Raw genomic sequence first — 25,803 nt, 5'->3', positions numbered from 1 at the left:
CGGAAGACGGTGTCGCCGTTCATGATTGCCTTTCGGGTGTTACCGCAGGTGCCCGGCGAGCGACTCGATGCCGCCCTGGTCGTCGAGCCAGGCCGAGAAGGTGGACAGGCCGGTGGCACGGTCGACGACCGGGCGGTAACCGAGGTCGGCACGGGCCGCGCCGGTGTCGTAGGTGGCGGTGCGGGTCATCAGGGCGACGGCGTAGCGCGACAGCGGCGGCGACCAGCGCCGCGCCACGGCCGGAATCCGCCACACCGCCTCGATGGCCGCGACAACGGCGGCGAGGACACGCGGATTCGGCCTGCGCGTCGGCCGCTGGAGGCCGAGCCCTTCAGCGACCTCACCGAGGAACCCCCACACATCGGTCTTCTCGGCATCGGCGATGAAATACGCCTTGCCACCGATGTTCTGGGCGCTCAGCGCGAGCAGGCAGGCATGAACGATATTGTCCACATGGCACAGCGACGCCTCGATCGTCCGGCCGTACGACAGGTCGGGCAGGGCACCGTCGGCGGTGCGGGCGAGCAGCCGCACGATCGGGCCCGACCGGTCTCCGGCACCCCAGATCGCGCGCGGACGCAAGGCCACGGTGCTGAATCCGGCGGTGTTCGCGGCGAGCACAGCCTGTTCGGCCGTCGCCTTCGTCTCGGAGTAGTGGTTGAGGTAGCGGCGCGGATAGGGCAGCGACTCGTCGACGTCGATCTGGTCGCCGCCGTCACGGTCCATCAGGGCACTCGGACTGGAGATGAACACGAACCGGTGCGCACCGCCGCGGCGGGCGGCGTCGAGCAACAGTTCGGTGGCGCGCACGTTCTCCACCCAGAACTGGGCTCGGGTGCCGCGTTCGTCGACGCGGGCCGCGCTGTGGATGACGGCGTCCACACCGTCGGCGGCGCGGCGCAGCGAGTCGGCGTCGGTCAGGTCGCCTTCGACGATCGTGACGGCGTCGCGGGCGGTGCCGAGGTCGTCGAGCACACTGGTGCGCCGCACCAGGATCGACACGTCGTGCGTGCCGTCGGCCACCAGGGCCCGCACGATGGCGCCGCCGAGGAATCCGGACGCGCCGGTGACGAGGATCTTCATGAGTTCAGCTTCTTCGTTGCCCAACGGGCGAGTTCTTCGCGGCCGATCTTGGCGTTGTGCCGGATGTCGACCGGGAAACCGGGGTGGATGAGGAAATCGGTGATCGGTGCGGCGGTGTCGAACGCGGCGGCACGGTCGCGCAGGCGCATATCGACGGCCACCGCATCGGCACCCGGCTCCAGTTCTACACACAGCACCGGCCGGTGCGCACCGGGTCGGCCGACACCGACCAGCGCCGTACGCGACACACCACGTACCGCGTTGAACACCTGCTCGACCTGCACGGTGAACATCGGCCCCGCGGTGGTGCTCAACCGCTGACTCTTGCGACCGCAGAACCACACGCGGCCCTGCTCGTCGATCCAGCCCAGGTCACCGGTGCGGTGCCAGACCCGGTCACCATCGGCGATCTTGCCGAGGGCGTTGGCCTCGGCGGGCCAGTAGTAGCGGGTGCTCACATTCGGTCCGGCGACGACGATCTCGCCGATCGGGCCGGCGGGTTCGGCGTCGGCGAGATTCGCGATCGGGGCGTCCGTGACGGCGACGAGGCGCACCTCGACATTGTCGGTGGGGCGTCCGATGCAGGTGCCCTCACCGTTCGCGGCCCGTTCGACCAGGCCGTCGAGCAATTCCCGCGATTCGATCGTCGTCATCGGCAGCGCCTCGGTGGAACCGTAGCCCGCGAAGATCTCGACATCGGGGCGCAAGACCTCGCGCAGCCCGGCGATGCACCACGCGGGCACCGGCGCGCCTCCGGAGAAGATGCTGACCAGGGAGTCGAGTTCGACGGGATGCGCCCGCAGGTGGGCGAGCAGCGGGATCAACACGGCCGGTGACGCGAACATCGTGCGCACCCCGAATTTGGTGATCGCGTCGACCACGTGCGCCGGATCGGTGGAACCGACCTTGCTGGGAATCAGCGGCGGCAGCACACACCGGGAACCGAGCAGCAAGTCGAGCACGCCCACCAGCGGCAGGGTGACCAGCGAGGACTCCGGGGGCATGTGCCCGCGGGCGGCGTGCACCTGCTCGACCATGGCGGCGAGATTGCCGTGGGTGAGTTCGACCGCCTTGGCCGGGCCGGTGCTTCCGGTGGTGAAACCGATGATGAGCAGGTCGTCCTCGGCGGCGGGCGCACGGTCGGGCAGCAGACCCGCCGGGGTGCGGCCCCACGATTGCAGGGTGGGTCCGCCCCAGAACCAGCGGCGTCCGACGGTCAGGGTGGTGCGCACCCGGCGGAAGCTGCGCGGGAACAGCACCCGCAGCGCGTGTGCCTGCGGGATCCCGATGAACGCCTCGGCCTCGACCGCGCGCAGGCAGTGCACCATGCGCCGCACCCCCATGCCCGGGTCGATGACCACCGGCACCGCGCCGATCTTCAACAGCGCGAACAGGATCGCGTACAGCTCCGGGCTCGGCAGTACCAGCACGATGGTGCGGGTCCCGCTACCGACACCGGAACTCGTCAGGTGTTCGGCGATGGCGTCGGACCACCGGTCGAGATCGCGGTAGGTGACCCGCCGGTAGTCGGGCATGCCGTCGGCGGTGGTGCCGTCGGGGTAGATCACCGCCGGGCGATCGGGTTCGGTGCGGGCGAATTCGCGGAAGCGGTCGATCGTGGCCCAGTAGGTCGCGGTGGTCACGCGAGGTGCTCCTCGGGCAGCCGGTAGAGGGTGGCCGCGGCCGACGGACCGGCACCGGCACCGACGAACAGAATGTGGGTGAACCCACCGAGAGAGGCATCCTCGATGGCGCGCGCGTAGGCCAGAGGCAGCGCGGCGGTGTGCGGGTCGCCGTCGGTGAGATCCGGTGTGCGCACGGCATTCTGGTCCAGGCCGAGGGCGTCGGCGAGGCGCTTGGGGAAGTGCGCGCTCGGGGTGGAGGCGATGAGCGCGACCCGAGCGTCCGGCGCCTCGACCAGCGCCGCGCGACCGGCCTCGGCCGCCACCGCCATGACCCGGTCCTCGAAGTCGGGTTCGCGTTCCACCGTCATGAGGCTGCGCCCGACGGTGCCCATCGTCGCGGTGTCGACGTAGGCCTGTCCGGCCGGCGTGCCGGGTGCGGTGACAGTGTGCACGGGTCCGAAGCCCTCCGCGCCCTCGACGTACTCGAGCAGCAACGCGGCACCGGCTGTGGCATAGGGGAATTCGGCGTCGGCGCGCGAGCGAGTGAGCGAGGGATGGGTGTCGCCCGCGACGATCAGCACGTGCTCGGTCCCCGTCGCCAGGATGGCGCCCGCGACCTGCACCGCGTTGACCACGCCGGTCGCGCCGTTCATCAGGTCGAAGGAGAAGGTGCGCGGGTCGTTCTTGCCGTAGTCCAGGCCGATCCCCGCGGCCTTCTGGATCATCGCGGCGACGGCGGGTTCCACGGTGTTGGAATCGCGGAAGATGCCGGTGTTGATGAGCACACCGACCTGGTCGGGCCGGATTCCGGCCTGTTCGAGGCAGTTACGGGCCGCGCGCCCGCTGTGCTCGATGATGCTGTGGGTGTCGGTCGACCGACTGGTACCGGTGGCTCGGATACGCACGCCCATGACGAACCTCAGACCTTCAGGGAGGAGATGGTGGTGGACAGGAAACCCGCGACGACGCCGGAGGCGGCCGGGACCATGAGAACCTTCGCGCCTGCCTCGATGCCGTCCTGGGCGAGCTGATCGTGCAGCACGATGAAATGCGAAGTGGTCGAGGTGTTTCCGTACTTCTCGATCACGTTGAGGTCCGGCGGGATGGGCGCGCCGAACTCGCGGGCGGCGACCGCGTTGAGGACAGGAACGGCCGCGGCGCCGAACTGGTGGTGGATGATGTAGTCGAATTCCTCGTCGGCGAAGGTGCGGTCCTGCGCGGCGAGGAACTCGCCCTGGGCGTCGGGCCACAGCAGGAACCTGGCCTCGTTGTGCATCTTGCGGTTGTCGGTGTAGAGCGCGACACCCGAGGACTTGTCGCTCGGCATGCCGAGGCACAGGTGGGAATGCTCTGCGGCCGTGAGCAATTCGATGTAGTGGATCTTGTCGGCATCGTCGACGGCCTGGTCGAGCACGACCGCGCATCCGGAGTCGCCGACCGAGAGCGACGCGAACTGCAGGTCGTACTTCTCGGAGATCTCGTTGACCGCGGTCTCCGCGATCGGGGTGATGGACTCCCCGCTGACCACCATGCCGTTGCGTACCACGCCCGCCCGAATCATCCGGTCGAGCAGGTAGGTGCCGGTGAGCATGCCCGCGCAGGCATTGGACACGTCGAAGGTGATGGCCCGCTCGGCGCCGAGCTTTTTGGCGATGGTCGAGGCGAAGGAGGGCTCCATGTACATGCGGGTGCCCTCGTTGCTGCGGGTGATCGAGCAGGAGATGATCACCTCGAGCTCGCCCGCCCCGTAGCGTGAGCGCTCGAGACAGTCGCGGGCCGCGTTCACGGCGAGCGTGAAGGAGTCCTCGAGGCTGTCGGGCCGGGTGTCGCGGAACCGGCGCTCCTTGATGCCGGTGATCTTTTCGAGGTCGAAAGCGGGCGGCGTGGCGAGCCGGGAAAGTAATTCCTCGGTCGAGACGATATTCGACGGAAGATACGCACCGATGGATTCGAAACGCGAATGCGACACGAAAACTCCTGACAGTCGAAAAGGGTCGCCGGTGACCGTGGTGGGGGCCGATGCGAGCGGACACTACCGGAAAGTAACCGGGTTTCGCGGGGCGGCGTCGGCGGTCGCGGAGGGTTGGCTCGCGGCGCGATCCGGGCTGGATCCCATCCAGACATCTGCCGGTGGCAATGGTGAAGTTACACAGCAAATGCACCGAGACTGCCGATATTCCTCAATCTTTCGACATCGGAGACTCTGCGCAGGTGCTCGTCGGCAAGTTTGCAGCTATCGATCGGGCGGTGTGGAAGCCCACGATCAGGGGCACCCGGACTGGCAGGTGTGGCGTGAGGGACTTCACGTCGGTGCGGGTGACGGAATGAGCCGCTGTTGTTTCGGAAGTTGTTTCTCGCGCCGAAAACATCGGAGGCGATTTGGTTTCGCGAACATCGCCCGAATATCGCTGCGCGGAATGGTCGCGGAAGAAGGGCATGCACTGATGAAATCGGCGAAATCGCGGGTGGGCGGCCGGAGGTGAGGGCAGTCGTTCGGCAAGGTTCGGGGCGTACCAACGTTGGACCAACCTCGCGCACCGATAGTGTGCACCGAACACCGTCGAGACATGCAAGGAGCGCACCATGGGTAACCGTGCCGGGTCCGTACACCGCGACCGAGATCTCCACGCCCACTGGGGAAGTCACCGTCATCGCGCGATCGAGGCCACCGGCGAAGCGAGTGACGTGCTCGCTCTGCTCACCGAGATGCACGGCCCGGTTGTCCTCTATCTGGCCCCCGGCACCGACGGCCGCAGCCCGATCTGCGTGCGCCGCACCGAATTCTGTCCCAGCGCAGACGATGTCATGGCCGGTCGCACCGCCGCGCACACCGAGTTCTGGATGGCGGGCGACTTCTACGCCGGATTCGAGGACCTCGATGTCGGCATCGAGGTGCGCAGTGCGGTGCGAACCGGACGACAATCCGGCTCGCTCGAATCCGACTGCGGTTTCCGCTTCACGCTGCGGATCAGCAAGCCCGAAGCCGCGGAACTGGTCGACGAGGCTTCCTGAACCCTTCGGGCTCACCAGAAGCGGGGTGTCAACGACCAATCGGCGAATTCGGCGGTGAGCAGCTCGCGCAGCGCGGCCCGGTTCGGGAAACGGTCCGGGTCGGCACCGGTGACCACCAGGGTGACGGTGTCGTCGTCGCAGGAGAACGCCAGGTTCACGCCGACCTCCACCTGGCGGAACAACTCCACCGGGCCGGGATTCACCACCGGGCGCATGATCACGTCGCGGGCACGATGACCGTCGAGCACCGCGATGTTCTGCGCGGTGCGACCCATGTTGGTGCACAGGCATTCCGGTGCCTTGGCGGTGCGGGCGAACTTGTGCAGCACCACCTTCGGCAGCAGCATCTGCACCGGCTGCAGGTGTTGGATCGGCGGAATCGTCGCCGGATCCCGGTAGGCGAGGGCGGCGGCCTTGAGCGACGCGCGCACCTCGGGCAGGTCTGTGCGGGTGCCTGCGCGGTAGGCGACGCTGATCGGCAGGCCGGTGGTCGCGTTGGCGCGGGGGTCGTCGGCCTCCCGCATCGAGTGCGGAATGTCCACGCGCACTTCGGCTCCGTCGGCGATGCGGCCACTGCGACCGAGCAGACCGACGGCGACGCCGATCAGCAGACCGTTGGTTGTGCCGCCGTGCGCCGCGGCGACGGCGTCCCACTCGGCCAGGTCGAGCTGCACGATCGCGTCGGCGGCCTGCCAGGTGTCGGCATGCGGCAGCCGGGGCTGGGCCGGACGCGGATTGCGGGCCGGTTCGCTCACGCCGCGCGCCCGTCGCGCCGCGCGCACACCGCGTGTCACCGCGCGCAGCTGGGCGCGTGCGTCGGCGAGGTCGGCGGCCAACCGGCCACGCCCGGCGACCGGCCCGACCAGTCTGCCCGCGCTCGCGTCGCGGTCGGGCTGCTCACCGCGCCCGAGGCGGTCGAGCGAGTCGACGATCGCGTGTATCATGCCGCCGCCGTCGCAGGCGACATGGGAGGCGACGAGGGTGACCACCGTGCCACCGGATTCGGTCGGGGCACCGGCCAGTTGCCACACCAGCCCTCGGGCCGGGTCGAATTCCACCGCGGCCTGCTCGAGGAACCAGTCGAGTACGGCGTCGTCGGGGATCGGGGTGTCCGACCATCGCAGCGGTAGCGACTCGGTGGCGGGTTCCCAGTGGGCGCGCGCGATCGGGAAACGGGTGGTGCGCACGCGGCGGGCGATGAAACCCGTGGCCAGATGAGCGTGCCAGCGCTGCAACGACTCCCGGCCGACGGCGGTGTCGAATCGGTAGGCCAGCTGGTTGACCAGGGCGTTGGGGTAGAGGCTGTGGAGTTTGAAGAACAAATCGTCGTCGGCGGTGATCCGGTTGAGGCCGGTGGTGGCGACCGGGACGACGGGCGAGGTGACGGTCATCGGGAAATCTCCTGATCAGCGGGAACGCAGGGTGCGCACGGTGAGCGGCGCGAAGACGGCGACCACGACCACCGAGGCCACCAGGGACCACCAGGCGTCGGCGCCGATCGTGCCCTCTGCGGCCAGCGTCCGCACCGCCGACACCAGGTAGGACACCGGGTTCAGGTCCGAGACGTGGCGCATCCAGGTGGGCATCGCCTCCTCGGGCACCAGCGCGTTGGACGCGAAACCGAGGAAGGTGAGCACGAGCATGCACATGCCCTGTACGGCGGCCGGGCGGGCGATGGTCGCGCCGATGAAGGCGAACAACCAGCTGATGGCGGTGGTGGCGAAGACGACGAGCACCGCGCCCGCGAGGAAACCGGCCGTGTGCTCGGGCCGGTAGCCCATGGCGAAGCCCACGACCACGACCGTCGTCGCGGCCAGCAGGTAGCGCACCATGCCCGCCAGCAATGCGCCAGCAACCGGTGCCGAGCGGGCGATCGGCATGGCGACGAACCGGTCGAACACCCCCGAATGGATGTCTTCGGACAGCTGCACACCCGTGGCCACCGAGGAGGTGAGCACGATCTGCACCAGCACACCCGGGATCATGATCGGCAGATACGCCGCCATGCTGCCCGCGATGGCGGTGCCGAAGATATTGCCGAACAGCACCGGCCCGACGATCGGCAACAGCAGTGCGTCGTAGAGCAATTGGGGGCTGTGCCGGAAGGTGAGCAGCCCACGCCACGCCATCATCAGCGAATGCTGCAGCGCGGCGAACGGACTCACCCGGGTGACGCGCGGCGCGCGCACGACCTGGGTGGTCGTCTTCTCGGTGGTGAGAGTCATTGCGGTGCTTTCACGAAGGGCGGTCATGCCGCGTCGGCGGAGGTCGTGTGGCCGGTCAACGACAGGAACACCTCGTTGAGGTCGGGACGGTCGACGGCGAATCCCCGCAGCTCGATGCCCGCGGCGCGGCAGGCGGCGACGATGTCGGCGCCCGTCCCCACCTCCGGCAGGGCGACGGTGAGCGTGCCGGCGGACGATCCCTCGGGCACCTCGCCGGTGAGCTCGCAGATCAACGCCTCGGCCCGGCGCAGGTCGGCGGTGTCGGGGATGTCGAGACGCAGTACCTGCTCGCCGATGGACGACTTCAGTTCGGCCGCAGTGCCCTCCGCGACGAGGCTGCCGCGATCGATCACCGCGATCCGGTCGGCCAGCGCGTCGGCCTCCTCCAGGTACTGGGTGGTGAGCAGGACGGTCGCGCCGCGCTCGACGAGTCCGCGCACGATGCCCCACATGCGGTCACGGGTGTGCGGGTCCAGGCCGGTGGTCGGTTCGTCGAGGAAGATCAGCGGCGGCACGGTGATGAGCGTGGCCGCCAGATCCAGGCGTCGGCGCATGCCACCGGAGAACGCGCTGACGCTGCGCCGCGCCACCGCCGACAACTCGAATTCCTCGAGCAACTCGTCGGCCCGAGCGGCGGCGGCCCGCCGCGACAATCCGAGCAGCCGGCCGAACAGACGCAGATTCTCGGTGGCGGTGAGGGTTTCGTCGACGGAGGCGTACTGGCCGGTGAGCCCGATCATCGACCGGACGGCCGTGGCATCGCGCACCACGTCGTAGCCGAACACTTCGGCGCTGCCACGATCGGGATGCAACAGGGTGGCCAGCATGCGCACCGTGGTGGTCTTGCCTGCCCCGTTGGGGCCGAGCATGGCGAACACCGAGCCGGCCGCGATGCTGAGATCGATGGCGCCCACGGCGGTGAAATCGCCGTAGGACTTGCCGAGACCGCTGGTGCGGACGGCGATGTCGGTGCTCACTGCGGCCTCCCGGCGTGGTCGAACTGGGGTATCGGAAGAGACAGGGGGACAAGGGCTTCCACCTCGTCGGCGGCGCGGGCAAGTCCGTCGTCACGGAAGCCGACGGCGTAGGCGGCGGCCCGGGCCACCACCTGAGGGTCGGCGACCGCGTCGAGGAGCGCGTCGAGGCGATCGGCGTCCAGTGCGACGGCGCGGGTCGTCGCGGCGAGGCCGAGCCGCGACAGCGCCGTGCCCCAGTACGGCTGATCGGCTTGGATCGCGCAGATGATTTGCGGCACACCGGCTCTCAGAGCGGCCGCGGTCGTCCCGGCGCCACCGTGGTGCACGGCTGCCAGGCAGCGCGGGAACACCGTCGCGTGGTCGACCTGCTCGACGACGGCAACCTCGGGCGAGAGCTCCGGCTCGATCCCGGCCCACCCCGCCGCGAGCAGCAGTCGCCGCCCGCGCCGCGCGCACACGGTGCGCAGCATCTGGACCAGAGCGGCGGGATCATCGACGGTCATCGACCCGAAACCGACATAGATCGGGGCGGGTCCCGCCACCAGCCAGGCCGCCAGCGCGGGATCGGCTGGGGCACCGAGGAATCCGTCGCTGTCCACGATGAAGCCGGTGACCGGATGCCGTTCGGGCAGCTCGACCGCCAGCCCGGGAAACAGGTCGGTGTCGTAGGCCTGGACCGACACCCGACCGGGCAGCGGATGTTCGACGAGCCCGGACTCGGACAGCGGCTCGGCCAGGGCGGCGTCACGCGCCCACCGCAGACCCGACCAGATCCGGCGGTTGAGCGCACCGGGCACCCGCCGCCCCCAGCCGGTCGGCACCACCGGTACCGACCGGCTGGGGTGAATCGGGAAGAAATGCACTGCCGCCAACGGCAATCCGACGTGTCGTGCCGCCTTCTCCGCCGCCTCCTCGCCCGCCATGCCGGTGACGAGCACGTCGTGCCCCGGGGCGAGCGCGAGCAGGTCATGCACCGCCTCCGCGACACCGCGTCGCTGCAGGTCCAGCACCGCGCGCATCCGCTGACGCGGACTGGCGCTACGGAAGCGCCGGTCGGCGTGCTGGGTGCGCAGCAGTTCGGCGCTGTCGCACCCGAACCCGACCGCCGCGATGCCGTGGCCGGTGGCGAACTCGACGAGATTGGGCGACAGCGCGAGCGTCACCGCGTGCCCGCGAGCGATGAGCTCGCGGGCGAGGAGGATGCCGGGCTGGGCATCGCCCCTGCTTCCGGTGAAGGCCAGCAGCGCACGCATGGTCAGCTCGCGCTCAATGCCGCCGGCACGTCGGCGACCGGGGCGGCCGCCGCGGCGATCGTGGTCACCGCGTACATGGCCCGGGCGAATTCGGTGAGGTAGCGGTCCATCACCTCGGCGGGCAGACCCGCCGGATACCGGGTGGAGACATAGAGGCCCTCGGGGCCGCGCACCACCCAGAAGTACACCTCCTCGGTCGAGTACGACACCGCGCGCAGGGTCCGTCCGCGTAGGTCGGCGACGAGTTCGTAGTCGGGCAGCATCCGGATGTCGAGGAACGACGCGCCGAAGGTCGGGCCTTCCATCGCACCGACCATGGCCAGCGAACGACCCCACGAGGCGTCGTTGCAGATATGGCCGCGTTTGAGCGAGGCCCGGGTGGCGGTGAGCGCGGCGGCCATGTCGGCGCCCGAGGGCAGGGTGATGTCGACGGGTACGACATTGACGAACCAGCCCATCGACTCGAGCCAGGTCAGGTCGGGCCTGGTCGCGATCGGCATCACCGTGCGGAACCGGTCCTGGCCGAACACCTCTCGCCAGGCCACGGCCAGCGCGGCGAACACCGTGACCGACAGCCGGTGCTTGAGCTGATCGAGCCGAGCCTCCACCTCCTCGAGTTCGGCGATGGTCAGCAGGGTGCGCGACACGCTCGGCTGGGCGTGCTCACCGTCGAGTTCGGCCACCATGCCCGCGCCGAAACGGGGCATCGGGGAACCGGGGGCACCGAGAAAATCCCGCCACACCGCCACGGCGGGGGAGTCGGGGGTGAGTTCCTCGGCGGCGGCGCGCTCGACGGCGGCGAAATCGGCGGGGCTGCCGAACGTCGAGGAGTCGCGGATCTCGCCGCCGGTGGTGACGGCGGTGTAGAGAGTGCGCAGTTCCAGGATCAGCACGGCCTGGGAGTAGGCGTCGAGTACGGAGTGGTCGGCGCCGACCAGCACGGTGAAGTCGTCGGTATCGTGGGCGACCGTCGCGACGAGCAGGTGCGGCCACACCAGGGCCGAGAGCCGCAATTCCAGGACATCGCAGAGGAATTCGTTGATCTGTTCACCGTCGGTGAGATCGGCGACCGGGGCCGAGGCGACGCGCACGGTGCCGGGCGCGGTGGTGATGCGGTGGTAGTCGCCGTCACCGGTGGGCGCGACCGTGGTGCGGAAACCCTCGTGACGGTCGTGCCACAACTCGAGGGTCCGTGCCCAGGCTCGCTCGTCGAGCGGGGCGTCCATCTCGAAGATGGTGCCGATCCAGCGGCCACGGCCGGGCTGCGGGTCGTCGGGGTCGAGGAAACCGAGGTACTGGGCGTGGACGCTGGCCAGCGGTCGTTCGTCGTCGTGCCAGGAGTCGGGCGAGATCAGCTCAGGGGTCCAGATCGACAGAGCGCCGGATCGGATGCGGAAATCGGAGAGATGGGTGTATTCCATGCCGGGTCACCTCATGGTGGAAGAACGTGCCGAGAACGGCGGTGAATGGAAGCGGTGAAGACGGGACGCGACACCGGGTGTTGCTCTGGATCCCGCACCGGATGTAGCTGGCGAACCCTGGGCTATCCGGAGTCTATAACTCTGTGAGAATTCTGAAAGACGGCTTAGTCACAACTTCCAGATGTGAAGAAGATCACTTTCTCAATTGTGATCGATCACCGGCGCGACACCATGCCCCTGGAGTAGGGGGCATCGGTTTCCGGGGCAACGACCGGCATCCGGGCATCGACGATCAGACCGAGCAACCCGAAGGCGAGACACACCAGCGACACCGCGATCGCGGCCGGATGCGTGCCGCCGGTCAACGCGTCGGCCAGCACGACCGTCGCGATGGTCCCCGGCGCCGAGCCGACCACCGTCGCGAGCAGGTACGGGGTGAAGCGCACCGACGACAACCCGCAGCAGTAGTTCACGACCGAGAACGGCGCGAACGCGATGAGCCGCAGCGCGGCCACCGCGAGCCAGCCGCGCTGCGCCAGCCGCAGGTCGACCGCCCGCACCGCCGGATGGGTGAGGTGCTCGGCGACTCGCGCCCGGCCGATCGCCCGCACCCCGAGCAGGGCGAGACCGGCGCTCACGCCCGTCGCCCCGAGGGCGATGACCGACCCGAGCAGCGGACCGAACAGCACCCCACTGGTGACTGTCAGGACGGTGCGCGGTACCGGCGCGACCGCGACGAGAGAGTAGAAGAGGAAGAACAGCAGGGGAAGCAGCGGTCCCACGCCGCCTGCCCAGTCCCTGACCTGCTGTGGGCCGGGAAGGGGAACCAGCATCGCCGCCACGAACAGGGCCGCCAACCCGGCCAGGGTCAGCAGCAGTCGGGGGGAGCGGATCAGCTGGAGCACCGCGACAGCGTACCGGTCGGTAGGGGATGGCCCCAGTGGGTGGACACGATGTCACAGATAGCATCGGAGGCGAACCGGACACATCCCGGTTCGCCGTGACGGAGGAGAGAACAGCAGCTATGCCGATTGGTTCAGAGGCAGGGGCAGGTCTCGCACCGGATCCGGTGCCCGAGTACGCCGCCTGGCGCAAGGGTGTGGCAGGCGTGCTGGCCAAGGCGCGACGGGTCGATATCGCCGAGCTGCCCACCGAGCCCGAGCATCTGCTCGACGAGACCACCTATGACGGGCTCACCATCGCCCCGCTCTACACCCGCCGCGACGAGCTGCCCGAGCAGCCGCTGCCCGGCACGTTCCCGTTCGTGCGCGGCAGCGACGCCGCCCGCGACCCGCAGCGCGGCTGGTTCGTCGGCGCCTTCGCCGGTTCGGCCGACGCCGCGAGCACCAACCGCGCCATCCTCACCGGGCTCGAGAACGGCGTCAGCGCGGTCTCGCTCGGGGTCGGCGCCCACGGCGTGCCGGTGACGCAGATCGCGACCGCCCTGTCCGGGGTGCTGTTCGAACTCGCGCCGCTGTCGCTGGTCGCGGGTGCCGAGGTGAGCGCGGCCGCCGAGCAGGTGTTCGAGGTGCTCGACGGCTACCAGCTCGAGGACCGCTCCCAGATCCGGGTCGGCCTGGGCGCCGCGCCGCTCACCGACGCCTTCGCCGGTCACGCCGACCTCGATGTCGAGCAGGCCGTCGCCCTGGCTCGTCGCGCGATCGCCCGTCCCGAAGCGGTGCGCGCGATCACCGTCGACGGCACCGCCTTCCACAACGCCGGTGCCGCCGACGCCCAGGAGCTCGGCGCCGCGATCGCCGCCGGCCTGGCCTATCTGCGGGCACTGACGAGTGCGGGCGTGGATATCGCCGACGCGTTCGGTCAGCTCGAATTCCGCTACGCCGCCACCGACGACCAGTTCGCCACCATCGTGAAGTTCCGCGCCGCCCGCCGTCTCTGGGCGCGCGTGGCCCAGGTGTGCGGTGCGCCCGCTTTCGGTGCCGCCCCGCAGCACGCGGTCACCTCCTCGGCCATGATGACCCAGCGCGATCCGTGGGTGAACCTGCTCCGCACAACCCTCGCCGCCTTCGGTGCCGGCGTCGGCGGGGCCGATTCGGTCACCGTGCAGCCGTTCGACTCCGCCCTGCCCGCGGGCGAACTCGGTGTGTCACAGTCGTTCTCGGAGCGCATGGCCCGCAATATCCAGCTGCTGCTGCTCGAGGAATCCCACCTGGGTCACGTGCAGGATCCCGGTGCCGGTTCGTGGTACGTCGAGTCGCTCACCGACGAACTCGCCGCCAAGGCCTGGGAATTCATGCAGGAGATCGAGGCCGCCGGTGGTTACCCCGCCGCGCTCGACACCGGCCTGATCGCGGCGCGCGTCGCCGAGACCGCCGCCGCGCGCGCTGCTGACATCGCGCATCGCAAGACCGCCGTCACCGGTGTCAACGAGTTCCCGAACCTCGCCGAGGCGCCGCTGTCGGAGCAGGCGCGCGAACAGGCGTCGCTGGTGCGCTACGGTGCCGCGTTCGAGGCCCTGCGCAACCGCTCGGACGCCTACCTCGCGGTGAACGGTGAGCGGCCCAAGGCACTGATCGTGGCACTCGGTCCGGTGGCCGAACACAACGCACGCACCATCTTCACCGCGAACGTGCTTGCCTCCGGCGGCATCGAGTCGGTGAACCCCGGGCCGCTCGCCGTCGAGGGAATCGCCGCCGCCGCAACCGGTTCCGGTGCGCGCATCGCGGTGCTGTGTGGTGCGGACAAGCGCTACGGCGAGGAAGCGGGCGCGGCGGTCGAGGCGCTGCGCGGCGCCGGGGTAGAGACGGTGTTGCTGGCCGGGCCGGAGAAGGCCGTCGAGCAGTACAGCGGGACGCAGCGTCCCGACGGATTCCTGAGTCTGCGCATCGACGCGGTCGCGGTCCTGTCGCAGCTGCTGGAGAAGGTGGGAGCCTGATGACCACATCCGATATCGAGCACCGCATCGGCAGTTTCGCCGAGGTGCCGCTCACCGAGCGGGCGCCCGAGCCCGCCGCCGTGGACGCGGATCAGGTGCGGGAGTTCGTGGCCGGGGCGGCCGCGGCCAACCACACCACCGCCGACCAGCTCACCTGGGCCACCCCGGAGGGCATCGACGTGCCGCCGGTGTTCACCAAGGCCGACCGTGATGCCGTTGTCGCAGAGGGCTATCCGCTCGACACGGTGCCCGGCGTCGCGCCGTTCCTGCGTGGCCCCTACCCGACGATGTACGTGAACCAGCCGTGGACGATCCGCCAGTACGCGGGCTTCTCCACGGCCGCGGATTCCAACGCCTTCTACCGCCGCAACCTGCAGGCGGGTCAGAAGGGTCTGTCGGTGGCCTTCGACCTGGCCACCCACCGTGGGTACGACTCCGACCACCCGCGCGTCCAAGGTGACGTCGGCATGGCCGGTGTGGCGATCGACTCGATCCTGGACATGCGCCAGCTCTTCGACCAGATCCCCCTCGACCAGGTGTCGGTGTCGATGACCATGAACGGCGCGGTGCTGCCGATCCTGGCGCTCTACGTCGTCGCCGCCGAGGAACAGGGCGTCACGCCCGAGCAGCTGGCCGGAACCATTCAGAACGACATTCTGAAAGAGTTCATGGTCCGCAACACCTACATCTACCCACCCAAGCCCTCGATGCGGATCATCTCCGATATCTTCGCCTTCACCAGCGCGAAGATGCCGAAGTTCAACTCGATCTCCATCTCCGGCTACCACATCCAAGAGGCCGGTGCGACAGCCGATCTGGAGCTGGCCTACACCCTGGCCGACGGCGTGGAGTACATCCGCGCGGGCATCGCCGCGGGCATGGACGTCGACAAGTTCGCCCCGCGCCTGTCGTTCTTCTGGGCCATCGGCATGAACTTCTTCATGGAGGTCGCCAAGCTGCGCGCAGGGCGCCTGCTGTGGAGTGAGCTGGTCTCGAAGTTCGAGCCCAAGAGCGCGAAATCGCTGTCGTTGCGCACCCATTCGCAGACCTCCGGTTGGTCGCTGACCGCCCAGGACGCCTACAACAATGTGGCGCGCACCTGCATCGAGGCGATGGCCGCGACCCAGGGCCACACCCAGTCGCTGCACACCAACGCCCTCGACGAGGCCCTGGCGCTGCCGACGGACTTCTCCGCCCGCATCGCCCGCAACACCCAGCTGCTGATCCAGCAGGAGTCCAACACCACCCGCCCGATCGACCCGTGGGGCGGCTCGTACTACGTCGAGTGGCTCACCCACCAGCTCGCCGAGCGGGCCCGCGCCCACATCGCCGAGGTGGAAGCGCACGGCGGCATGGCGCAGGCGATTTCGGAAGGCATTCCGAAGCTGCGCATCGAAGAGGCCGCCGCCCGCACCCAGGCGCGGATCGACACCGGGCAGCAGCCGGTGATCGGCGTCAACAAGTACCAGGTCGAAGAGGACCACGAGGTCGAGGTCCTCAAGGTCGAGAACTCGCGGGTGCGTGCCGAGCAGATCGAGAAGCTGGAACGTCTTCGCGCCGAACGTGACCCGGTCGCGGTCGAGCAGGCGCTGGCCGAATTGACCCGTGCGGCAGCCTCTTCCGAGGGCGGCATGGAGAACAACCTCCTGGCGCTGGCCATCGATGCGGCCCGCGCCAAGGCCACCGTCGGTGAGATCTCCGACGCGCTGGAGAAGGTGTACGGCCGCCATCAGGCCGAGATCCGTACCCTGTCCGGTGTGTACCGTGACGAAGCAGGCAAGGCATCCAACATCGGTGCCGCCATCGCGCTGGTCGAGGAGTTCGCCGAGGCCGAGGGCCGTCGCCCCCGCATCCTGGTCGCCAAGATGGGTCAGGACGGGCACGACCGCGGCCAGAAGGTGATCGCGACCGCCTTCGCCGACCTCGGCATGGACGTCGATGTGGGCCCGCTGTTCCAGACCCCCGAAGAGGTGGCGCGCCAGGCGGCCGACAACGACGTGCACATCGTCGGTGTCTCCTCGCTGGCCGCGGGTCACCTCACGCTGGTGCCCGCCCTGCGGCAGGCACTGGCCTCGGTCGGTCGCCCCGACATCATGGTCATCGTCGGCGGCGTCATCCCGCCCGGTGACTTCGACGAGCTCTACGAAGCGGGCGCGGCGGCGATCTTCCCGCCCGGCACCGTGATCGCCGACGCGGCGATCGACCTGCTGCGCAAGCTCGGCGCCTCGCTCGGCCACGAGCTCGGGGGCGACACCCCGGCATGATGTGGTCGGCCCGCTGCGCCACGGACGAATGTGCCTGCGGCGCAGCGGGTTCGGGCCTGCCTGTGGGGGTGGGTGACGGGCACACGGTGGAGGCACCGGGTCGGCGGCAGCGCGGACCGGTGCCGGTCGGAGGGACACGGACATGAACGAGGCCGCACAGGGCGGGCATCCCCGCCTGGGCACCACGGCGGGTGTCGGGGCGCCCCGCAACGGCGGACGAGCCGTGGCGCGGACACCGCGCACCATCGACGTCGACGGGCTCGCCGACGGTATCCGCGCCGGTCAGCGGGCCGCGCTGGCCCGGGCGATCACGCTGGTCGAGTCGACCAGGTCCGATCACCGCGAACTCGCCCAGCAGCTGCTGCTGCGGGTGAGCGGGGAACCCGGTGCGGTGGTGTCGAACCGGGTCGGCATCACCGGCGTTCCGGGCGTCGGCAAGTCGACGTTCATCGACGCGCTCGGCATGTACCTGCTCGGCAAGGGGCATCGGGTCGCGGTCCTGGCCGTCGACCCGTCCTCGACGCGCACCGGTGGGTCGATCCTCGGTGACAAGACCCGGATGGCGCGGCTGTCGCTGGAAGCCGACGCGTTCATCCGGCCCTCGCCCACGGCGGGCACGCTCGGCGGCGTCGCCAAGGCCACCCGCGAGACCATCGTGCTGCTCGAGGCGGCCGGATACGACGTGATCCTGGTGGAAACCGTCGGCGTCGGGCAGTCCGAGGTGACCGTCGCCAATATGGTCGACGTGTTCTGCTTCCTCACCCTGGCCCGCACCGGAGATCAGTTGCAGGGCATCAAGAAGGGTGTGCTCGAGCTGGCCGAGGTGGTCGCGGTCAACAAGGCCGACGGCAAGCACGAGATGGAAGCCAAGAGCGCCGCCCGCGAATTGTCGGGCGCGCTGCGGCTGATCCACCCGCACGATGCCCTGTGGAAACCGCCGGTGCTCACCATGAGTGGGCTGGAAGGTCTCGGCCTGGACAAGTTCTGGGACACCGTGCTCGAACATCGGCGGGTGCTCACCGAGGCGGGGGAGTTCGCCGAGAAGCGCCGCCGTCAGCAGGTCGACTGGACCTGGACCATGGTGCACGACCAGATCCTGCGCCGTCTGACCGAGAATCCGCGCGTGAAAGAGGTTCGCGCGCAGGTGGAGTCGGCTGTGCGCGCCGGGGAGCTCACCCCCGCTCTCGCCGCCGAGGAGATTCTCGCGGCATTCGACCGGAGTTGACGATCGCCCCGCAATAGCTGGCAATGGTAAGGCTTGCCTATCGGGGCGGTGTCCGCTGGGATTCATGGGGTTTCACCTCGAAGTTCGCGGATGATATTCCGTTGCCACTCCATTCGCCAGCTGTTGTCTGCGTCGATTTCCGTGGATGCTGGAAGGTAGACGCCGCAAGCGACTGCCGAGGAGGTAGTGATGGCGATCTACCGCACGAATCGGATCATGGGTAGCGACAAGACCCCCGAGCAGGCGGTTCTCGGGGGAGACGGCCGGTGGCGGCTCACCTGGTTGCCGGAATTCGGTCTCACGACTGATCAGGCGATTTCCGGACTGCGCCTTGATGAAATTCTCAGTGACCCGGACCTGGTGTACGACCGGATGGCGCTGGCAGAGGCCACCACTTGCGCCGATCGCATCGGCATCATCCTCGAGCTCGCGATGGTGCGCTTGTGGAAGCGGCTGAACAGCGCGATCGCACTCTGTGGGCTCTTCATGGCCCGACTCGCCTGACCTGGCTCGACAAGGGTCTTCCGGAACCCGCCGCGCAGACCGCGGTGGGTTTTTCTTGTCCAGGGGTTGCGCGAGGGGGTCTCCATATGAATACTTAGGTATGTGCCTAAATATTCGAGCGGTGAAGCGGACGGGAGACTCGACGATGTCTTCCGGGCGCTCATGGATCCGACTCGGCGGGCGATCGTCGAACGGCTGACGCGGGGACCCGCGTCGGTCTCAGAACTCGCGGCGCCTTTCGACGTCGCGATGCCGACGATCGTGCAGCACCTCAAAGCCCTGGAAGCGGGGCGGATCGTCGCCTCGGCCAAGGTGGGGCGCGTGCGCACCTATCAGTTGGTTCCCGGTGCCTTCGGGCCCGCGATCGACTGGCTGGGGCGCCAGCGTCCACCCGCCGAACGGCAGTTCGACCGGCTGACCGCATTGCTCACCGAAACAGCGAAATCCTCAGAAGGAGAACAACAATGAACACCGTGACCCGTTCCGTCGAGCACGCCCAGTTCACCATCGAGCGGGAGGTGCCCGTCGCGCCGTCCGTCGCCTTCCAGGCCTTCGCCGACCCCGCGATCAAGAGCCGCTGGTTCGGTGGCGAGGAAGGCTGGGAGCAGGGTGAGGTCTCCCTGGACTTCCGTGTCGGCGGCCAGGAGGTCAACGAGGGCACCTTCGAAGGGAAGATGACCTCCCGCTTCGTCGCCACCTACACCGACATCGTCGACGACGAACGCCTCGTCTACACCTACGACATGTGGATCAACGGCGACCACATCTCCACCTCGGTCGTCACCTGGGAATTCGAACCGACCAGCACCGGCACCAAGCTCACCCTCGTCGAATTCGGCGCCCACCTGGACGGATTCGACACCGGCGCCCAGCGTGAAGAGGGCACCCGCGAACTGGTCGACGCCCTGGTGCGCTACCTCAGCGCCGCGTGATCGGTCAGCCGTGACCCATGGCGCCCATGTCCATGCGCATCGGCGCCGGCCGCTGTCCCGGGGCGAGGATCAGGAATTGACCCATCATCCCCTGATCCTCGTGATGGAGCAGGTGGCAGTGGAACATGTAGGGGTAGGTGGGGTCGGTGTGGTCGGCGAAGCGCATGGCCAGGGTGTAGGTCGAGCCGGAGCTGGTGTAGACGGTGTCCTTCCAGCCGGACAGCGCTGGGGGCGGGGTGTTTCCGTCGACGGTGAGGATCTGGAACTGCACATCGTGGACGTGGAAGTTGTGCGGCCAGTTGTCCTTGTTGCGCACCGACCAGACCTCGGTGGTGTCCACGGGGATGGTCATGTCGATGCGGTTCATGTCCATGCGCTTGTTGTTGATCATGAACCACTGCAGGTCGAAAGACCGTGTCGCCGGGGTCGTCGCAGCGGCGAGTGCGGTCATAGGGATCAACGACGCGGGTAGTGGCGCGCTGGGGCGCAGTGTTTCGGCGGCCTGGAGGGTGAGGATGTCGAAGGTGTCGTCGAAGCCGAACTCGGCGGCACGGTCGATGCCCGCGCGGTCGGTGATCGGCAGCGACCGCAGCGTGGTGTTCTCGCCGGGTCGCAGCGCGATCACGATCTCGGCGCGCTCGCCGGGGCTGAGCTGGAGCTGTTCGAGCGCAACGGGTTTGGGCAGCAGGCCGCCGTCCGTGCCGATCAGGTGGAAGGCCCGGCCGTCGGCGAGGGCGAGGTTGTAGAGGCGGCCCGAGGAGCCGTTGAGGACGCGCAAACGCACCCGCTCGGTGGTGACCCGCAGGTGCGCGCCCGCGATGCCGTTGGTGACGATGGTGTCGCCCAGCAGGCCCACATCGGTGGGATCGGACTCGTCCACCGCGCCGTCGGCGGTGAACCGGCGGTCCTGGATCACCAGCGGAATATCGTCCACCCCATACTCTTTCGGTAGGGGCAGGGCATCGGCGGCATCGTCATCGATGAGGAAGAAGCCGGACAGGCCACGGTGCACATGCTTTTCCGTCGCACCGTGCGGATGTGGGTGATACCAGAGGGTCGCGGCCTGCTGCTGCACCGTCCAGCTCGGCGTCCACACCGCGCCCGGCGCGATCATCTGATGCGGTCCACCGTCGAACTTCGCGGGCAGGTGCATGCCGTGCCAATGCACCGACGTCGCCTCGGACAAGGCATTGCTGATCGCGAACTCGACCCGCTCACCCCGCCGCGCCCGCACCGTCGGGCCGAGCACCGATGCGCTGTAGCCCCAGGTAGGGGTCGAGACCCCGTGCAACATCTCGGTCGAGCCCGCCTGGGCGCGCAGGCTGAACCGCCGGACACCGTCGGCACCGACGGACGACGGCGCGAGCGGCGGGATCGGCAGCGGACGAGTGCCGTTCGCGGCCGAAACGGATGGCCGAACCGAACACCCGGCCACATACACGACCGGGGCAAGAGCCAAGCCGGCGAGGAAGCCTCGTCGCGAAACCACAGGTAACTCCATCTCTGAGGGGAACCTCCAGCTTTGCCCGGTTCCTCCGTGCCCGACTCAGCCCACCGGCCCGACTGCCGTCCGGAAATTCCGCCCGCCCGACCCTTGCGCACCTTCCTGCGGTCTGCTACGCGTGTCGAGGAAGATCCTCGCTGTTTGTAGGGGCGATGCCGCCCGCTCGAGGAGCCGCTCGCAGCCGAATCCCGGCGGCGCGAAGTCCGCGGCGTCTGACCACCGCACCGCCGAGAATGTCGCGAGCTCCCGCTGGGTCGGAATTTCGGAAAAGGCGGACGAACGTCGCAGCGCCACTCCTGGTGCTCGGCATCGACGGCCCGTCACGCCACGGTCGCGCAAGCCTGCAGCGGCGGACGCTCCGGTGTGTCGGGGTTGCGGGCGGTCGGGCCTTCCGCGGTCGACGCATACGGTGGGAGCGTGATCGATGTGCGTGCTCGCCCTGACCTGCGCCGCCTGCTGCGGTGGTTGCCGGTGGCTGTGGTCCCGGTGCTGCTGGCGGCCAGTACGTACCCGGGTCAGTTCCGGGTGCCTGTGCACTATTGGGTGCTCGCGATGAGCGCCGCGGTGGTGTTCGCTGTGGGGCGTCGGTGGCCGTTGGCGGTGTCGCTCGTGCTGTCAGCTATGGCGGTCCCCATGTTTCGGACCGAGGCGTGGGGTGTCGCCGGTCTGGTGCCGTACCTCGGGGCCGTGGCGTTGGTCGATGTCGTCGCCCGGACCGACCGGTGCCTGACGGTCGTACTCGCGACCGGCGGGTGGGCGGCAGCGGTAGTCCTCGGGTGGATCGGGCTGCACGACACCTCCATCGGTCGCGCTTCCACCCTCGTCGAAGGCGTCGCCTACGTAGGGTTGCCGCTGCTGCTGGGGTTGTACCTGCGTGGGCAACGCGAACTGGCCGACAATCTGCGCCTACGCGCCGCCGACGCCGAGGCACGCACCCGTCTCGACGAGCGAGCGGCGATGGCCAGGGAACTCCACGACGTCGTCGCCCACCACATGGCCTCGATCATCCTGCGGATCTCGGTGGCCGGTCACGTTGTCCGGCAAGCGGATCCGCGGATCACGGCGGTCCTCGACGATGTCCGGGCCACCGCGACCGACGCGTTGGGCGACATCCGCAGATTGCTCGCGGTCCTCCGTGATCCCGCGCTGGGGGAGGTGGCGCTGGTCGAGCCCGACGCCGTCGGTGCGGAGATCGACGCCGCCGTCGCACGCGTACGAGCCGCCGGATTCACTGTCGAGTCGACAGTCGGTGACCTGGATGGGCTCGACGCCATCCGCAGGCTCACCCTGCTCCGCCTGGTACAGGAATCGCTCACCAATGTGATGAAGCACGCGAATCACGCTGTACCGGTGCGGTTCACGATCGACCGCGACGACAACGGCATCATAGTGACGGTCGTCAGCGGCGCCGACGATGCCGCGACAACGCCCGGCCACGGCATCGTCGGCATGCGTGAGCGCACCGAACTCGCCGGCGGCACACTGACCGCCACCGCCGAGGACCACCGCTGGGTGGTGCGTGCCCACCTTCCGGATCGGCCTCGAGGAGGACACGAGTGATCCGCGTACTACTCGCCGACGACCAACGACTGATCCGAGCCGGGCTGCGCATGCTCATCGAGGACACCGACGACATCACCGTCGCCGGTGAGGCCGCCGACGGCGTCGAAGCGGTCCGCCTGCACACCGAACTACGTCCCGACCTGGTGATCATGGACCTGCGCATGCCAGGCCTCGACGGCATCGGTGCCACGCGGCAGATCCTCGCCACCGACGCCCGGGCGAAGGTCCTGGTACTGACCACCTTCGACGACGACGAACACCTGTTTCCCGCCCTGTCCGCGGGCGCCACAGGCTATTTCGTGAAAGACACCGACCCCACTGTCCTCCTCGACGCCATCCGCCGCACCGTCGAAGGCGACCTCCTCTTCTCACCCGCCCTGCTCCGCAGACTCGTCACCCGGGCACTGACAACCCCACCCGAAATACCGGCGCCCCCAGCCGATCTCACTCCTCGCGAACGCGACGTCCTGCGTCTGGTAGCCGAGGGCCACGGCAACCAGGAGATCGCCGACCGCCTCCACCTCGGCGTGAGCACCGTCAAGACCCACATCACCAACCTGCTCGACAAAACCGGCACCGACAACCGCGTCCGCCTCGCGGTCTACGCCTCCAAGTTGCCTTGATATCTCAATGGTGAGATACCTCATCATTGATTAGCTCAACATTGAGATATATTCCTGTGTCAGGCAGACGAGTTGTCACACAGGAGGTTTGATCATGCGTATCACGGTGTTCGGGGCGGGCGGAGCGGTCGGTGGCCGGGTGGTGTCCGAGGCGATCGCACGTGGACACGACGTCACCGCGGTCGTGCGCCGGGCCGTGGATCTGCCCGACGGTGTGCGGGTGCGTATCGGCGATGCCGCGAACGCGGACGAGGTCGAAGCGCTCAGCACCGGGCAAGACGTCGTGGTCGCCGCGACTCGTCCCGCTCCGGGGCATGAACCGGAACTGCCGGTCGTCGCCGCGGCCGTGCTCGACGGCGTCGCGCGTAGGGGTGTCCGGCTGCTTGTCGTCGGCGGCGCGGCAACGCTGCTGATCCCAGGCGCGGGCACCACGTTGCACGAGACACCGGGATTCCCCGCGGAATTGGCAGCCATCGCGCAGGCGTGCGCGGAGCAACTGGCGGCTTGCCGCGCGCACACGACTGCCGACTGGACCTATCTGAGCCCACCGGCCGAACTGAATCCGGGCGTGCGCACGGGCAACTACCGGGTCGGCGCCGACGACCTTCTGGTCGACGCCGACGGCCGATCCTGGATTTCGATGGAGGACTTCGCGGTGGCACTGCTCGACGAAGCCGAGCGTCCCGCCCACCGTCGCACTCGGTTCACAGTGGCCGCGGGTGGATAGCAGCGATCGCCTGGGCGAGTGCTCGACACGGAAGGCCTAGGACGCGTCGAGGTCGAACAGGTGGACGGCGTTGTCGTGGCACACCTTTCGGAGCCAGTCGGGGCCGAGGTCGAGGCGTTCTAGAGCGGCGACGGCCTCGGCGTAGGGGTAAGGGATGTTGGGGAAGTCGCTGCCGAAGAGGATGCGGTGGCCGAAGTCGGGGAGGCGATCTCGTTGGTCGGTGGGGAAGCGGGCGCCTGCTTCGGTGAAGTCGGTCCAGACCATGGTGGTGTCGAGGTAGAGCTGGGGGTACCGCTCGGCCAGGTCGAGGAATTCGCGGTATTCGGGAGTGCCCATGTGGGCGATGATCAGGCGCAGGGTGGGGAAGCGGCGCAGGAGTTCGGCGATGGGGGCGGGGCCGGTGAACTCGCCGGGGGCGGGGCCCGAACCACAGTGGATGAGGACGGGGACGCCGGTGTCGGCGAGGATCGCCCACACCGGGTCGAGCAGTGGGTCGAGCGGGGAGAACGCGCCGACCTGAATGTGTACCTTGAAGATTCGCGCACCGCGCTCGATCGCCTCGGCCACATACCGTGGCGCATCGGGTTCGGGGTAGAAGGTGGCAGTGTGCAGGCAGTCGGGGGTGCGGGCGGCGAACTCGGCGGTCCACTCGTTGAGCCACTCGCCCATTCGCGGTTTGTGCGGGTACACCAGCGACGTGAATGCCCGAACACCGAAGTCGCGCAACGTTTTCAGACGCACCTGCTCGTCGTCGCGATAGGTGATCGGCCAGGGGCGGCCGGTGAGGGGGCCCGCCGTGTCGAAGTAGGCCCACACCTTGCGCATCACCTGATCGGGCATGAAATGGGTGTGCACGTCGACGATCGCGGGCAACTCCAGCCTGCGGCGGAAATCGGCGAGGTAGGTGACGGTATCGATGGTCATGAGTGCTCCGGGTACAGGCGTCGCGCGAACGCTCCGACGCGGGTCACGAGACGGTCGAAGAACACGGCCGCGTCGGTGTCGATCACGATGTCGGCGTTGGGTTCCCGACCCCACATGCCCGCCCAGTCGGCCACGGTCGTGGCCCGGGTGATGGTGCCCGCCAGCTCGACGTCGACGGTCGCCGGCCGGGTGGTCGCCAGGGTGTGATCGAGCGCGACGGCGGCGGCGAACGGGTCGTGCATGTGCGCGAGGTACCCCAGGTCGTACTGGTGGTGGAAGTCGAAATAGAAACGCACCGCGTCGGTGAGGTACCGCACGATCGGATTGGTCGCGGCCGAACGCCATTCGACCGGATGGTCCGCCGCGACCAGATCCGGCGAGGTACTGCCCGCCGCCTCGGCCAGCAGGACGAGATGCTCGGGCCGCATCTCGATTCTCTCGGTGATGTCGAGCGCGCACACCAGCGGGCGACGATCCGGCGGCGCGGCGGAGAAGGCGTCGAACACCTCCTTGGCCGCTTCCGGATCGACGTGGATGTTCCACTCGTTGGTCGGCGTCGTATTGCCGGGGTGATTGAACGCCCCACCCATCACGACCAATCTGCGCAACAGTCGGGGAAGCTCGGGTTCCATCCGCAAGGCCAGCGCCAGATTGGTGAGCGGGCCGGTGCACAACCCGATCGCCGCACCCGGATTCGCGCGCGCCAGCTCCACCCACATCCGCGCCGCCGACCGCTCCGAAACCTCGCGTGGCGACAGCGGTAGTACCGCGTACCCCAGCCCTTGCGGACCGTGCGTGTCCTCGGTGGTGCGCAGCGGTATCGCCAGCGGTTCGGCCGCCCCCAGCGCCACCTCGATCTCGGGTGCCCGGCCGAGATCCAGTACGGCGAGCGTATTGGCCGCCACCTGCGCGGCAGGCACATTGCCCGCCGTGGCGGCGATCCCGAGGATCTCGGCCTCCGGTGAAGCGAGCAGATAGAGCATGGCCAGGGAGTCATCGATCCCGGTATCGACGTCGAGGATGATCGGCTGCGCCACGTCTCGAG

General features: G+C 68.8%; 23 protein-coding genes. 10 read left to right on the top strand and 13 right to left on the bottom strand.

All coding sequences use genetic code 11. From position 1 onward, the window contains the following. Positions 1-39: 39 nt before the first annotated feature. From ACWEVR_RS11795 to ACWEVR_RS11780, 4 genes are read right to left on the bottom strand one after another with little or no spacing between them, the layout of a single operon-like run. Positions 40-1,083: an NAD-dependent epimerase/dehydratase family protein gene (locus ACWEVR_RS11795; RefSeq protein ID WP_452466893.1), complete on the bottom strand. Its 1,044-nt coding sequence runs from the start codon at positions 1,081-1,083 to the stop codon at positions 40-42. Beyond that, positions 1,080-2,726 carry a fatty acid CoA ligase family protein gene (locus ACWEVR_RS11790; protein WP_452466892.1) on the bottom strand — a complete coding sequence of 549 codons (1,647 nt, stop codon included), beginning with the start codon at positions 2,724-2,726 and terminating at the stop codon, positions 1,080-1,082. The genes ACWEVR_RS11795 and ACWEVR_RS11790 overlap by 4 nt, the downstream gene beginning before the upstream one ends. Further along, positions 2,723-3,619 carry a hypothetical protein gene (locus ACWEVR_RS11785; RefSeq protein ID WP_452466891.1) on the bottom strand — a complete coding sequence of 299 codons (897 nt, stop codon included), beginning with the start codon at positions 3,617-3,619 and terminating at the stop codon, positions 2,723-2,725. Before ACWEVR_RS11785 ends, ACWEVR_RS11790 begins: the two co-directional genes overlap by 4 nt. Positions 3,620-3,627: 8 nt before the next feature. Beyond that, positions 3,628-4,677, bottom strand: coding sequence for a 3-oxoacyl-ACP synthase III family protein (locus ACWEVR_RS11780; protein ID WP_452466890.1), 1,050 nt, complete (start codon positions 4,675-4,677; stop codon positions 3,628-3,630). 614 nt (positions 4,678-5,291) lie between these two features. Between ACWEVR_RS11780 and ACWEVR_RS11775 the strand changes: the two genes are divergently transcribed. Then, on the top strand, positions 5,292-5,720 hold the full coding sequence (locus tag ACWEVR_RS11775) for a DUF779 domain-containing protein (protein WP_452466889.1): 429 nt from the start codon (positions 5,292-5,294) through the stop codon (positions 5,718-5,720). An 11-nt stretch (positions 5,721-5,731) separates the two neighbouring features. On the opposite strand, the gene ACWEVR_RS11770 is transcribed toward ACWEVR_RS11775, so the two are convergent. The 6 genes from ACWEVR_RS11770 to ACWEVR_RS11745 all read right to left on the bottom strand — a co-directional run bounded on the left by ACWEVR_RS11770 (position 5,732) and on the right by ACWEVR_RS11745 (position 12,501). Beyond that, positions 5,732-7,111 carry a hypothetical protein gene (locus tag ACWEVR_RS11770; RefSeq protein ID WP_452466888.1) on the bottom strand — a complete coding sequence of 460 codons (1,380 nt, stop codon included), beginning with the start codon at positions 7,109-7,111 and terminating at the stop codon, positions 5,732-5,734. Positions 7,112-7,126: 15 nt separating this feature from the next. Further along, positions 7,127-7,945, bottom strand: coding sequence for an ABC transporter permease (locus ACWEVR_RS11765; RefSeq protein WP_067638803.1), 819 nt, complete (start codon positions 7,943-7,945; stop codon positions 7,127-7,129). A gap of 23 nt (positions 7,946-7,968) precedes the next feature. Further along, positions 7,969-8,922: an ATP-binding cassette domain-containing protein gene (locus ACWEVR_RS11760; RefSeq protein WP_452466887.1), complete on the bottom strand. Its 954-nt coding sequence runs from the start codon at positions 8,920-8,922 to the stop codon at positions 7,969-7,971. Further along, positions 8,919-10,175, bottom strand: a complete 1,257-nt coding sequence (locus ACWEVR_RS11755) for a glycosyltransferase (protein WP_452466886.1) — start codon at positions 10,173-10,175, stop codon at positions 8,919-8,921. The genes ACWEVR_RS11760 and ACWEVR_RS11755 overlap by 4 nt, the downstream gene beginning before the upstream one ends. 2 nt (positions 10,176-10,177) lie before the next feature. Continuing rightward, positions 10,178-11,596: a condensation domain-containing protein gene (locus ACWEVR_RS11750; protein WP_452466885.1), complete on the bottom strand. Its 1,419-nt coding sequence runs from the start codon at positions 11,594-11,596 to the stop codon at positions 10,178-10,180. Between the two features lie 215 nt (positions 11,597-11,811). Next, the gene (locus tag ACWEVR_RS11745; protein WP_452466884.1) at positions 11,812-12,501 is read right to left on the bottom strand and encodes a TVP38/TMEM64 family protein; all 690 of its coding nucleotides are present in this window, start codon (positions 12,499-12,501) and stop codon (positions 11,812-11,814) included. Positions 12,502-12,620: 119 nt separating this feature from the next. Here ACWEVR_RS11745 and ACWEVR_RS11740 point away from each other — a divergent pair, with 119 nt between their 5' ends. The 6 genes from ACWEVR_RS11740 to ACWEVR_RS11715 all read left to right on the top strand — a co-directional run bounded on the left by ACWEVR_RS11740 (position 12,621) and on the right by ACWEVR_RS11715 (position 19,417). Continuing rightward, on the top strand, positions 12,621-14,492 hold the full coding sequence (locus ACWEVR_RS11740; RefSeq protein WP_452466883.1) for a methylmalonyl-CoA mutase family protein: 1,872 nt from the start codon (positions 12,621-12,623) through the stop codon (positions 14,490-14,492). Then, positions 14,492-16,756 carry a methylmalonyl-CoA mutase gene (scpA, locus tag ACWEVR_RS11735; RefSeq protein WP_452466882.1) on the top strand — a complete coding sequence of 755 codons (2,265 nt, stop codon included), beginning with the start codon at positions 14,492-14,494 and terminating at the stop codon, positions 16,754-16,756. Before ACWEVR_RS11740 ends, scpA begins: the two co-directional genes overlap by 1 nt. 175 nt (positions 16,757-16,931) lie before the next feature. Then, the gene (meaB, locus tag ACWEVR_RS11730) at positions 16,932-17,981 is read left to right on the top strand and encodes a methylmalonyl Co-A mutase-associated GTPase MeaB (protein WP_452467026.1); all 1,050 of its coding nucleotides are present in this window, start codon (positions 16,932-16,934) and stop codon (positions 17,979-17,981) included. A 189-nt stretch (positions 17,982-18,170) separates the two neighbouring features. After that, positions 18,171-18,485 (top strand): hypothetical protein, encoded by a 315-nt coding sequence (locus ACWEVR_RS11725; RefSeq protein ID WP_357143724.1) that lies wholly within the window; start codon positions 18,171-18,173, stop codon positions 18,483-18,485. Positions 18,486-18,587: 102 nt separating this feature from the next. Then, complete coding sequence (locus ACWEVR_RS11720) at positions 18,588-18,953, top strand: ArsR/SmtB family transcription factor (protein WP_452466881.1); 366 nt, start codon at positions 18,588-18,590, stop codon at positions 18,951-18,953. After that, on the top strand, positions 18,950-19,417 hold the full coding sequence (locus ACWEVR_RS11715) for an SRPBCC domain-containing protein (protein WP_452466880.1): 468 nt from the start codon (positions 18,950-18,952) through the stop codon (positions 19,415-19,417). Before ACWEVR_RS11720 ends, ACWEVR_RS11715 begins: the two co-directional genes overlap by 4 nt. 4 nt (positions 19,418-19,421) lie before the next feature. Here ACWEVR_RS11715 and ACWEVR_RS11710 read toward each other — a convergent pair whose 3' ends face one another. Next, complete coding sequence (locus ACWEVR_RS11710; RefSeq protein ID WP_452466879.1) at positions 19,422-20,918, bottom strand: multicopper oxidase family protein; 1,497 nt, start codon at positions 20,916-20,918, stop codon at positions 19,422-19,424. Between the two features lie 420 nt (positions 20,919-21,338). Between ACWEVR_RS11710 and ACWEVR_RS11705 the strand changes: the two genes are divergently transcribed. From ACWEVR_RS11705 to ACWEVR_RS11695, 3 genes are all read left to right on the top strand, one after another. Beyond that, the gene (locus ACWEVR_RS11705) at positions 21,339-22,481 is read left to right on the top strand and encodes a sensor histidine kinase (protein ID WP_452466878.1); all 1,143 of its coding nucleotides are present in this window, start codon (positions 21,339-21,341) and stop codon (positions 22,479-22,481) included. Then, entirely contained in the window at positions 22,478-23,107 is a 630-nt protein-coding gene (locus ACWEVR_RS11700; RefSeq protein WP_452466877.1) for a response regulator, read from the top strand. Before ACWEVR_RS11705 ends, ACWEVR_RS11700 begins: the two co-directional genes overlap by 4 nt. 94 nt (positions 23,108-23,201) lie before the next feature. Continuing rightward, positions 23,202-23,834: an NAD(P)-dependent oxidoreductase gene (locus ACWEVR_RS11695; RefSeq protein WP_452466876.1), complete on the top strand. Its 633-nt coding sequence runs from the start codon at positions 23,202-23,204 to the stop codon at positions 23,832-23,834. Between the two features lie 36 nt (positions 23,835-23,870). Here ACWEVR_RS11695 and ACWEVR_RS11690 read toward each other — a convergent pair whose 3' ends face one another. Together ACWEVR_RS11690 and ACWEVR_RS11685 are read right to left on the bottom strand one after the other, a co-directional pair. Further along, entirely contained in the window at positions 23,871-24,758 is an 888-nt protein-coding gene (locus ACWEVR_RS11690; protein WP_452466875.1) for an amidohydrolase family protein, read from the bottom strand. After that, a complete protein-coding gene (locus ACWEVR_RS11685; RefSeq protein ID WP_452466874.1) occupies positions 24,755-25,795 on the bottom strand; it encodes a nucleoside hydrolase in 1,041 nt (346 codons plus the stop codon). The genes ACWEVR_RS11690 and ACWEVR_RS11685 overlap by 4 nt, the downstream gene beginning before the upstream one ends. Positions 25,796-25,803: the final 8 nt, after the last annotated feature.

It is taken from the genome of Nocardia sp. NPDC003979 (assembly GCF_053605015.1).
This window is presented reverse-complemented; position numbering and strand designations above follow the sequence as displayed.